The 10,713-nt window shown below is 73.5% G+C and carries 7 protein-coding genes; 5 read left to right on the forward strand and 2 right to left on the reverse strand.

Annotated features, from left to right (window positions below):
- Positions 1–293 precede the first annotated feature (293 nt).
- Positions 294–1,922: a DUF5691 domain-containing protein gene (locus ACFUNE_RS15090; RefSeq protein WP_383566688.1), complete on the reverse strand. Its 1,629-nt coding sequence runs from the start codon at positions 1,920–1,922 to the stop codon at positions 294–296.
- Between the two features lie 78 nt (positions 1,923–2,000).
- Positions 2,001–3,368: an SWIM zinc finger family protein gene (locus ACFUNE_RS15095; RefSeq protein WP_383566691.1), complete on the reverse strand. Its 1,368-nt coding sequence runs from the start codon at positions 3,366–3,368 to the stop codon at positions 2,001–2,003.
- A 261-nt stretch (positions 3,369–3,629) separates the two neighbouring features.
- On the opposite strand from ACFUNE_RS15095, the gene ACFUNE_RS15100 reads away from it, so the two are divergent.
- The 5 genes from ACFUNE_RS15100 (at position 3,630) to sucD (ending at position 10,643) form a co-directional block, all read left to right on the forward strand.
- Positions 3,630–4,742 carry an AAA family ATPase gene (locus tag ACFUNE_RS15100; protein WP_383566694.1) on the forward strand — a complete coding sequence of 371 codons (1,113 nt, stop codon included), beginning with the start codon at positions 3,630–3,632 and terminating at the stop codon, positions 4,740–4,742.
- Complete coding sequence (locus ACFUNE_RS15105) at positions 4,739–7,048, forward strand: DUF5682 family protein (protein ID WP_383566697.1); 2,310 nt, start codon at positions 4,739–4,741, stop codon at positions 7,046–7,048. Before ACFUNE_RS15100 ends, ACFUNE_RS15105 begins: the two co-directional genes overlap by 4 nt.
- A 38-nt stretch (positions 7,049–7,086) precedes the next feature.
- Positions 7,087–8,265, forward strand: a complete 1,179-nt coding sequence (locus tag ACFUNE_RS15110) for a vWA domain-containing protein (protein WP_383566700.1) — start codon at positions 7,087–7,089, stop codon at positions 8,263–8,265.
- Positions 8,266–8,555: 290 nt separating this feature from the next.
- Complete coding sequence (sucC, locus tag ACFUNE_RS15115) at positions 8,556–9,737, forward strand: ADP-forming succinate--CoA ligase subunit beta (protein ID WP_383566702.1); 1,182 nt, start codon at positions 8,556–8,558, stop codon at positions 9,735–9,737.
- 21 nt (positions 9,738–9,758) lie between these two features.
- Entirely contained in the window at positions 9,759–10,643 is an 885-nt protein-coding gene (gene sucD, locus ACFUNE_RS15120) for a succinate--CoA ligase subunit alpha (protein ID WP_099173770.1), read from the forward strand.
- Positions 10,644–10,713 lie beyond the last annotated feature (70 nt).

The following is a 10,713-nucleotide window of genomic DNA, read 5'->3' on the forward strand; positions in this document are numbered from 1 at the left end:
TGATTCCGGGCGGGCGTCTGCGGCCGGTCCGTGGTGGGGCGGGGCCGGTGCGCCCTGCCTCCGCACCGAGTTCTTCCCGGACCCTGCCTGCACCTCTCCTGCCTGCGTGCCGAGTTGTTCCTGCCCTCCGCCCGCGCCTCCCCTGTCCCCGCGTCGAGACTCTTCCGGCTTCCGCCCGCATCTCCCCTCTCTCCGGGCTGAGTTGGTCCGTCCTCCGCTCGCACCTCCCGTGTTCCGTGCCGAGTCGCTCCCGTCCTCCGCCCGCGCCCTGCCCGGTCCGCTTCCCGAACCGATCAGCCCGTGCCCGCCCGGGCCAGCTCCGCATCCATGGCGGCGCGCAGCCGCAAGGTGGAGACCAGACGCTGGAACGCCTCCGACCAGTAGCCGCCCGCACCCGGCGAAGCGCCTTCCCGTTCGTCCGGAGTGGTGGTGAGCACCGCGAGCCGGTCCGCCTCGGCGGGGTTCAGACAGCGCTCGGCGAGACCCATCACCCCGCTGAAACTCCAGGGGTAGCTCCCCGCGTCCCGGGCTATGTCCAGTGCGTCGACCACCGCCCGGCCGAGCGGCCCGTCCCAGGGGACGGTGCAGACGCCGAGCAGCTGGAAGGCCTCGGACAGACCGTGCGCGGCTATGAAGCCCGCGACCCAGAGCGCCCGTTCGGCCGGAGGCAGGGTGGCGAGGAGCTTCGACCGCTCCGCCAGCGATGCCGTCCCCGGGCCGTTCGCCGGCGGTGTCGCGGGGGCACCGAGCAGGGCTCGCGCCCAGTCCGGGTCCTGTTGTCTCACCGCGGCGCGGCACCAGGCGGCATGCAGCTCACCTGCCCAGCCGTCGGCGACCGGCAGGGTGACGAGCTCGTGGGCCGTCCGGCCGCCGAACCTCTCCCGCCAGACACCGAGCGGGGTGGCCTCCACCAACTGACCGAGCCACCAGGACCGTTCGCCGCGTCCCGAAGGGGGCACGGGAACCACACCGTCGCGCTGCATCGCGGCGTCGCACTCGTGCGGCGCCTCCACGGCGACGGAGACGGCGCCCCCCGTACGGTCCGGGTTCACGCAGGACGTGGCACGGTCCGCCATCCGCCCGGCGAGCGCGGAACCGGGCAGCGCGGACAGCAGCTCGGCGGCCGTGGAGCGGACGTTGCGGCTGCGGTCCGTGAGAGCCCCCTCCAGAAACGCCTCGTCGGCCCCGGAGAGGCCGGACCGCAGGGAATCGAGGAACATCAGCCGGTCCTCCGCCCTCTCCGCGGGCCATGTGGCGGCGAGCAGGGTCCGGGCCGCGGCGGGATCCCGCTCCCGCAGGGCCTCCAGCAGGGCGACCCGTTCGGCGAAGAGGCCCTCTTCCCAGAGCAGGCGCACCGCCTCCGGATCTGCCGTGTCCGGCCGCGGGGCTCCGCGTGACGAGGCGCGCAGCGCGAACCTCCACTCCGGATTCAGCCCGGCCAGCCAGATCCCGCGCGGCCCGGCGAAAGCCAGGACGTGCGGACGCAGATCCGTGCGCGCCCTCGCCGCGTCCAGCAGGGCGGGCAGCAGCTCGGCCGGTGCCCGGTAGCCCCGGGCGCCGGCGGCAGCCAGCCACTGGGGGATGAGCTCGGTGAGATCGGGGGCCGTGCCCCGGCGTCCTCCGCCGGTCGGCGCCGAGCGGTCGGCGAGCAGCTGGGCGAGCCTGCGGCGCGCGGCAGAGGGCACCGGCGGACGAGGGTCGGCGGGTGCGGGCCCGGGCGGGATGGCCCCGGTGACCGGTACGAGTGCCGCCCGGCGCCGCACGGTGTGCACCGCAGCCGCGGCGAGCACGGCCGCCGGTCCGAGCACGGCGCCGTCCTCCGCCCGCAGCGGGCGCCGGTCGGTGCCGAGCAGGGCCGAGGTGACGAGGTCGTCCCACGGTGTGTCCAGGGGCACGCCGGTCGTCGTGGCGGTGGTGGGCATCGGGTCCCTTCCGGTGCTGGTCCAGGAATCGCGGATCGGGAATGCTGCGGATCGGGGGCGGAGGGGGCCGGCGGTGTGTCAGGCGAGCGCCACGGCCGCACCCGCTCCGACGTCGTCCGAGGACTCGGGCCCCCACGCCGCGAGCGGATCGAAACCGCGGTGTCCGCACTCGCCGAAGACCGTCAGCGGACTGCCACCGGCGAGGGCCACGAGCTTCCACAGGCCGGGCCGGGACAGCGCGGAGGGTGCGACCGGCAGGGCGGATCCGTCCGCCGCGCCGATCAGTTGCCAGCCGTCCGAGGACGGCGCGGGTATGACGTCCCGCAGCACGGCGGGCCAGGCATCCAGCCAGGGATCGTCCCGCAGGGCGTCTCCGTACGCGGCGACGGCATCGGCCGCGGTGCCGCCGGGTGGCGGCGCCGCGGTGACGACGGGCTCACCGAACCGCTGCCCCAGCTCGGCCCGCAGCCCTCCGCCACCCGGATACGGCCTCACCTCGGCGTCGATCACGGTGCTCACCGGCAACGCCAGGGCCGGGGCCCGGCCCTGGGCGCCGTAGGACAGCAGGAGCGCCGTGCGGCCCGACTCCTCGCCGTACAGCCAGATGCGACGGGTGACGATCCTGCCGTCCGGTGCGTCGTACTGTGCGAGGACCGTCCAGCGGTCGCGGACAGCCGGTCCCTCGGGGGAGGCCGTCAGGCCCACCCTCGTACGGACGGTCGCCGCCAGCGGGCCGGGCAGCCGATCGAGTCCCAGCCAGGCCGAGTCCAGCAGGTGCAGGAGCGCGCACTGCTCGAGCAGCCGCACCGGCCAGCCGGGTCCCGAAGCGGCTACGGACCCCAGATCCCGCACCCGGTGGGCGAGACCCGGCGCCTGCGCGTCGACCATGCGCGCCGCGGTCTCCTCCCACAGCCCGTAATCCGGCCGGTCCGCCGTCGCGAGTCCGCCGCGCAACAGGTCGGCGAGGCGCTGCTCCAGCTCCTGCGCGCCGCCCGTGACGCGCTCGGCCCTGCGGGCGGCGCGACGGGCGGCTGCGGCCCGGCTCGCCGCGCCCCCGGACGCCTCGGGGCGTCGCTCCGCCAGCCACTGTGCCGCCCAGGGCGGCGGATCCCCCGGCGGCGACGGCATCGGGGCGTCGGCGGCCAGGAGGAGCAGCAGGCCCAGGACGTGTCCGCAGGGAGAGGCCCCGGCGGAACAACTGCACGTGGAGGACGACCCGTTCGCGTCGACCGCCGTGCGGTACTGCGTGCCGTCGGTTCCCGGGCAGAGACCCCACGCCATGCCCGGTCCGGCCCGGCCGGCCTCGGACCACGCCGACTCCGCACCGAGCGCGCGACCGGACGCGCGCGACGCCTCGTCAGGAGCGAGCTCCAGCACGCGATCCACCGTCCGACGCTCCACCGGGCCCATGGGGCGCCCGGATTCTCCCCCGTGAGATAGCACCATGGAACCGACGGTAGAGGGCGGCACTGACAATCGGCTCCGGCCTGCGGTTCCATCCGCTGCGAGGTGCCCCGACCGCCTCTCCTCCGTGCGAGGCCATCGGGGAGGCGAAGGGCGGAGCGCTCCTAAAGGGCGGTGGACGCGTCCCGCTCCCGCCTGTCGGGACCGGCTCCGCCGTTCACCGGCCGCCCGGCCGCAGCCGATTGTCAGTGGTGTGGTGCACGGTGGAAACCGCATCGGATCGACCGATCCGGAGGGGGATCCATGACCGTGTCCGTACAGACCGACGCAGCCGGCGGCGAAGTCCTGAGGCCGCATGCCGAGCATGCCTTCGCCGACGAGCTCAAGGCGCTCGCCGCCGCCGACGACCGTCCCAGGCCGACCCGTTGGAAGCTCTCCCCGTGGGCCGTCTCCACCTATCTGCTGGGCGGGACGCTCCCGGACGGCACCCTGATCACACCGAAGTACGTGGGCCCGCGCCGCCTCGTCGAGGTCGCTGTGGCCACGCTCGCCACGGACCGCGCCCTGCTGCTCCTCGGCGTTCCCGGGACCGCCAAGACCTGGGTGTCCGAGCATCTGGCCGCGGCCGTCAGCGGAGACTCGACCCTGCTCGTCCAGGGCACCGCGGGCACCCCCGAGGAAGCCGTCCGCTACGGATGGAACTACGCGCGGCTGCTGGCCCACGGCCCCAGCCGCGAGGCCCTGGTGCCCAGCCCGGTCATGCGGGCCATGACCGACGGCATGACCGCCCGCGTCGAGGAGCTCACCCGCATCCCCGCCGATGTGCAGGACGCGCTCATCACCGTCCTGTCGGAGAAGACGCTCCCCGTCCCGGAGCTGGGGGAGGAGGTCCAGGCGGTCCGGGGGTTCAACCTCGTCGCCACGGCCAACGACCGGGACCGCGGCGTCAACGAACTCTCCAGTGCCCTGCGTCGGCGGTTCAACACCGTCGTCCTGCCGCTGCCCGCGACACCCGAGGCCGAGGTGGACATCGTGTCCCGTCGCGTGGCCCAGATGAGTCATGCGCTCGAACTGCCCCCGGCGCCCGACGGCATGGCGGAGATCCGGCGCGTCGTCACGGTCTTCCGTGAACTGCGCGACGGCATCACCACGGACGGCCGCACCACGCTCAAGTCGCCCTCGGGGACGCTGTCCACGGCCGAGGCCATCTCCGTGATCACCGGGGGCCTGGCGCTCGCCGCCCACTTCGGCGACGGCGTCCTGCGCCCCGGTGACGTGGCGGCGGGGATCATCGGGGCCGTCGTCCGCGACCCCGCGGCGGACCGGGTCGTCTGGCAGGAGTACGTGGAGACCGTCGTCCGCGAGCGGGACGGCTGGAAGGACTTCTACCGCGCCTGCCGAGAGGCCTCCGAATGACACCCCGCGCCGCGGCCGACGGTCCTCTGCTGCTGGGGGTGCGTCACCACGGCCCCGGCTCCGCCCGCGCGGTCCTGGCGGCTCTGGAGTCCGTACGGCCGCGTGCCGTGCTCGTGGAGGGGCCGCCCGAGGGCGACGCGCTGCTGCCGCTCGCCGCGCACAGCAGGATGCGTCCGCCGGTCGCGCTGCTCGCCCACGCCGTGGACGATCCGGGGCGCGCCGCGTTCTGGCCGATGGCCGGCTTCTCGCCCGAGTGGGTGGCGATCCGCTGGGCCCTGACGCACGGGGTCCCCGTGCGTTTCGTGGACCTGCCGGCCGCAAACTCCCTGGCGCTGACGGGCAGGCAGGAGGACGGCGCGGACAGGGAGGAGAGGGGCCGGGGCATCGACCCGATCGGCATCCTCGCCGGGGCCGCGGGCTACGACGACCCCGAGCGCTGGTGGGGGGACGTCGTCGAGCACCGCGCGGCGGACGGAGGGACGGCCGACCCGTGTGCCCCGTTCGCCGCGCTCGCCGAGGCGATGGCGGCGCTGCGTGAGGCGCACGGTGACGGGGGGCATCCGCAGGACGCCGTCCGGGAGGCGTGCATGCGCCTCCAGCTGCGCGCCGCCCGCAAGGAGTTCGGCGACGGCATCGCCGTGGTCTGCGGTGCGTGGCACGTGCCCGCCCTCACCGCGAGGACGACGGTCGCCGCGGACCGGGCCCTCCTCAAGGGGATACCCAAGGTCAGGGCGGAGCTGACCTGGGTGCCCTGGACCCATCGCCGGCTTGCCCGGCACAGCGGATACGGCGCGGGGATCGATTCGCCCGGCTGGTACGGGCACCTGTTCGGCGCCCCCGACCGGCCCGTGGAGCGCTGGATGACGAAGGCCGCCGGGCTGCTGCGCGACACGGACAGAGCCGTGTCCTCGGCGGATGTGATCGAGGCCGTCCGGCTCGCCGCGACGCTGGCGGCCCTGCGCGGCCGTCCGGCCGTCGGACTCGCCGAGGCCACCGACGCGGTCAGGGCCGTCATGTGCGAGGGCTCCGACGTGCCGCTCGCCCTCGTCAGGGACCGGCTCGTCGTCGGCGAGATCCTCGGCGAGGTCCCGGACACCGCCCCCGCCGTGCCCCTCCAGCGCGACCTGGACAGGCAGCAGCGCACTCTGAGGCTCAGACCGGAGGCGGAGAAGCGCGAGCTGGAGCTCGATCTGCGGAAGGACACCGACGCGGCCCGCAGCAGACTGCTCCACCGGCTGCGGCTCCTCGGAGTGGACTGGGGCGAACCCGCCGCGGGCCGGGGCAGCACGGGGACCTTCCGGGAGAGCTGGAGGCTGCACTGGGAGCCGGAGCTGTTCGTCCGTATCGCCGAAGCCGGTGTGTGGGGCACCACGGTGCTCGGCGCCGCGACCGCCAGGGCCGGGTCGGCCGCCGTGTCTGCGTCCTCGCTCGCCCGGGTCACCGCGCTCGCCGAGCAGTGCCTCCTGGCCGGTCTGCCAGAGGCGCTGCCCGTCGTGATGAGGGCCCTCGCCGACCGGGCCGCCCTCGACGCGGACGTCGGCCACCTCGCCGACGCACTGCCCGCCCTGGCGCGCTCCCTGCGGTACGGGGACGTGCGGTCCACCGACACCTCCGCCCTGGGAGAGGTGGCCGTGGGTCTCGCCGAGCGCGTCTGCGTCGGCCTGCCGTCCGCCTGCACCTCCCTCGACGCGGACGCCGCCGCCGAGGCGCACCGCCGGGTGGACGGCGTGCACGGTGCGATCGCGCTGCTCGCCGGCGCCGTCCGGGCGGACGGGCTGCCCGAGCGGTGGGCCGCCGTCCTGCGCAAGCTGTCCGGCAGGGACGCGGTCGCCGGTGTGATCCGGGGCCGCGCCACGCGACTGCTCCTGGACGACGGGCGGCTCACCGGGAGCGAGGCCGCGCGGCTGACGGGACTGGCCCTCTCGCCCGGGACGGCCCCCGCCGACGCAGCGGCCTGGATCGAGGGCTTCGTCGGTGGAGCCGCGGGCGGCGGCCTGCTGCTCGTCCACGACGAACGGCTCCTCGGGCTGGTCGACACCTGGCTGACGGGCATACCGGACGACACGTTCACCGACGTACTGCCCCTGTTGCGCCGTACGTTCTCGGCCTACGAGCCCGGTGTCCGGCGCGCGCTGGGCGAGCTCGTCCGCCGTGGACCGGGTACCGGCACCGCGCACGAGGAGGGCGCTCCCGCCGTTCCCGGCTTCGGCGGAGCACTCGACGAGGAGCGGGCGGACGCGGTGGTCCCGGTGCTGCGGCTGCTCCTCGGCCTGGACGACCCGGCCCGCCGGGCGGCGACCGGATGAGCACGGAACGCGCGGACACCGGGGGACAGGAGAGAGCGATGCACACGACTCCCGCCGCCGATGAGCGGCTGCGGCGCTGGCGCATGGTGCTCGGCGCGGACGGCGCCGAGAGCACGGGACGCGCGCTCACCGGACGTGACGCGGCGATCGACGAGGCGCTGGCCGCGCTGTACGACGGGAAGAAGTCCGGCGGCAGGGGCGGGGCCGAGCGATCCGCGGGGCTCGGGGCTTCCGCCCCGTCCATGGCCCGCTGGCTCGGCGACATCCGTACGTACTTCCCGGGCCCCGTGGTCCAGGTCATGCAGCGCGACGCCATCGACCGCCTCGGACTGGACGCCCTGCTGCTGGAGCCGGAGATGCTGGAGGCCGTCGAGCCCGACGTGCACCTCGTCGGCACCCTGCTCTCGCTCGCCAAGGCCATGCCGGAGACGACGAAGGAGACGGCCCGGGCGGTCGTACGCAAGGTCGTCGAGGACCTGGAGCGCCGACTGGCCCCGCACACGAGGGCGACGCTCACCGGTGCTCTGGACCGCTCGGCCAGGGCTCACCGGCCGCGCCACCGGGACATCGACTGGGACCGCACGATCCGGGCCAACCTCAAGAACCACGTGTCCCTTCCCGGCCGGGAGGGGGCCGGCACGGTGGTGCCCGAGCGTCTCGTCGGATACGGGCGCTCGGACCGGTCGATGAAGAAGGAGGTCATCCTCTGCGTCGACCAGTCGGGGTCCATGGCCGCGTCCGTCGTCCACGCCGCGGTCTTCGGCGCGGTGCTCGCCTCGATGCGGACCCTGTCGACCCGGCTCGTCGTGTTCGACACGGCCGTCGTCGACCTCACCGACCAGCTCGACGACCCGGTCGACGTCCTGTTCGGCACGCAGCTCGGAGGCGGGACGGACATCAACCGCGCGCTCGCCTACTGCCAGTCGAGAATCACCCGTCCGGCGGACACGGTCGTCGTCCTCATCAGCGATCTCCACGAGGGAGGGATCCGCGACGAGATGGTCCGACGGGCCGCCGCGATGACGGCGTCAGGTGTGCGGTTCGTGACCCTGCTCGCGCTCTCCGACGAGGGAGCCCCCTCCTACGACCGGGCGCACGCGGCCGCGCTGGGGGCACTCGGTGCCCCGGCCTTCGCCTGCACTCCGGACCTCTTCCCCGAGGTCATGGCCGCGGCGATCGAGCGGCGGCCCCTGCCGGTGCCGGACACCGGCCGGTGACCATGCCGCCCGGTCCCCGCCGCCGGACCGGGGGGCGCCCGGCACCGCCCTGCGGACGTGCCGTTTTGTCCCTCGTACCCCGGCCACCAGCGCGGTCTGTGACCGGTATCACCGCTCAGGTGTGATCTGCAATTTAGGGTCCGGTGCGGCGCGGGGGATAACCTGCCGGATGGACATGCCGCGTACCCGGTCACCGTGTGCGCCTCCCTTGTGACCGCGCAGTCACGTTGCCCTCGCGGCACGCCCACGCAGAAAACCAACCGCGAGACCACTAAAAGGGACGGACGCGCGTGGACCTGTTCGAGTACCAGGCGAGGGACCTCTTCGCCAAGCACGGTGTACCGGTGCTGGCCGGTGAAGTGATCGACACGCCTGAGGCAGCCCGCGAGGCGACCGAGCGGCTGGGCGGCAAGTCCGTCGTCAAGGCGCAGGTGAAGGTCGGTGGCCGAGGCAAGGCCGGCGGCGTCAAGCTGGCGGCAGACCCGGATGAGGCGGTCGCTCGCGCGACCGACATCCTTGGCATGGACATCAAGGGCCACACGGTCCACAAGGTGATGATCGCCGAGCTGTCCCCGGAGATCGAGGCGGAGTACTACGTCTCGTACCTCCTCGACCGCACCAACCGCACCTTCCTCGCCATGGCGTCGGTGCAGGGCGGCATGGACATCGAGGAGGTCGCGGAGAAGACCCCCGAGGCCCTCGCGAAGGTCCCGGTCAACGCCGTCGACGGCGTCGACATCGAGAAGGCCCGCGAGATCGTGGCCCAGGCGAAGTTCCCGGCCGAGGTGGCCGAGGGTGTCGCCGAGGCGATGGTGACCCTGTGGGACACCTTCGTCGCCGAGGACGCGCTCCTCGTCGAGGTCAACCCGCTGGTGAAGACCAAGGACGGCCGCATCCTGGCGCTGGACGGAAAGGTGTCTCTCGACGAGAACGCCGACTTCCGCCAGCCCGACCACGAGGCGCTCGAGGACAAGGCCGCGGCCAACCCCCTCGAGGCAGCCGCCAAGGCCAAGAACCTCAACTACGTCAAGCTCGAGGGCGAGGTCGGCATCATCGGAAACGGTGCCGGTCTGGTCATGTCGACCCTGGACGTCGTCGCGTACGCCGGTGAGAACCACGGCAACGTGAAGCCCGCCAACTTCCTCGACATCGGTGGCGGCGCCTCCGCAGAGGTCATGGCGAACGGCCTCGAGATCATCCTCGGCGACCCGGACGTCAAGTCCGTCTTCGTCAACGTCTTCGGTGGCATCACCGCCTGCGACGAGGTCGCCAACGGCATCGTCCAGGCCCTGGAGCTGCTCAAGTCCAAGGGTGAGGCCGTCACCAAGCCGCTGGTCGTGCGCCTCGACGGCAACAACGCGGAGCTGGGTCGCAAGATCCTCTCCGACGCCAACCACCCGCTCGTTCAGCGCGTGGACACCATGGACGGCGCGGCCGACAAGGCCGCCGAGCTCGCCGCGGCTGCGAAGTAAGGGACGAGGGACTCCAACACCATGGCTATCTTCCTCACCAAGGACAGCAAGGTCATCGTCCAGGGGATGACCGGCGCCACAGGCATGAAGCACACGAAGCTCATGCTGGCCGACGGCACCAACATCGTCGGCGGCGTGAACCCGCGCAAGGCGGGCACCTCCGTCGACTTCGACGGCACCGAGGTACCCGTATTCGGGTCCGTCGCCGAGGCGATCGAGAAGACCGGCGCCGACGTGTCGGTCCTCTTCGTGCCGCCGGCCTTCGCGAAGGCCGCCGTCGTCGAGGCCATCGACGCCGAGATCCCGCTGGCCGTCGTGATCACCGAGGGCATCGCCGTCCACGACTCGGCCGCCTTCTGGGCGTACGCCGGCTCGAAGGGCAACAAGACCCGGATCATCGGTCCGAACTGCCCCGGTCTGATCACCCCCGGCCAGTCCAACGCCGGCATCATCCCGGGCGACATCACCAAGCCCGGCCGCATCGGCCTCGTGTCCAAGTCCGGCACGCTGACCTACCAGATGATGTACGAGCTCCGTGACATCGGCTTCTCGTCCGCCGTCGGCATCGGTGGCGACCCGGTCATCGGCACGACGCACATCGACGCCCTCGCGGCGTTCGAGGCGGACCCCGACACCGACCTCATCGTGATGATCGGCGAGATCGGCGGCGACGCCGAGGAGCGTGCCGCCGACTACATCGCGAAGAACGTCACGAAGCCGGTCGTCGGCTACGTCGCGGGCTTCACCGCCCCTGAGGGCAAGACCATGGGCCACGCCGGCGCCATCGTCTCCGGCTCCTCCGGCACCGCCGCCGCCAAGAAGGAGGCCCTCGAGGCCGCCGGCGTCAAGGTCGGCAAGACGCCGACCGAGACCGCCAAGCTGGCTCGCGAGATCCTCGGCGGCTGACCGCCCGGCTTCACCGCTTCACCGCGGGAACGGCGCGGGTCCGCACCCCATCGATGAGGGGGTGCGGACC

The organism is Streptomyces sp. NPDC057287 (assembly GCF_042667905.1).
Taxonomy (GTDB): Bacteria; Actinomycetota; Actinomycetes; order Streptomycetales; family Streptomycetaceae; genus Streptomyces.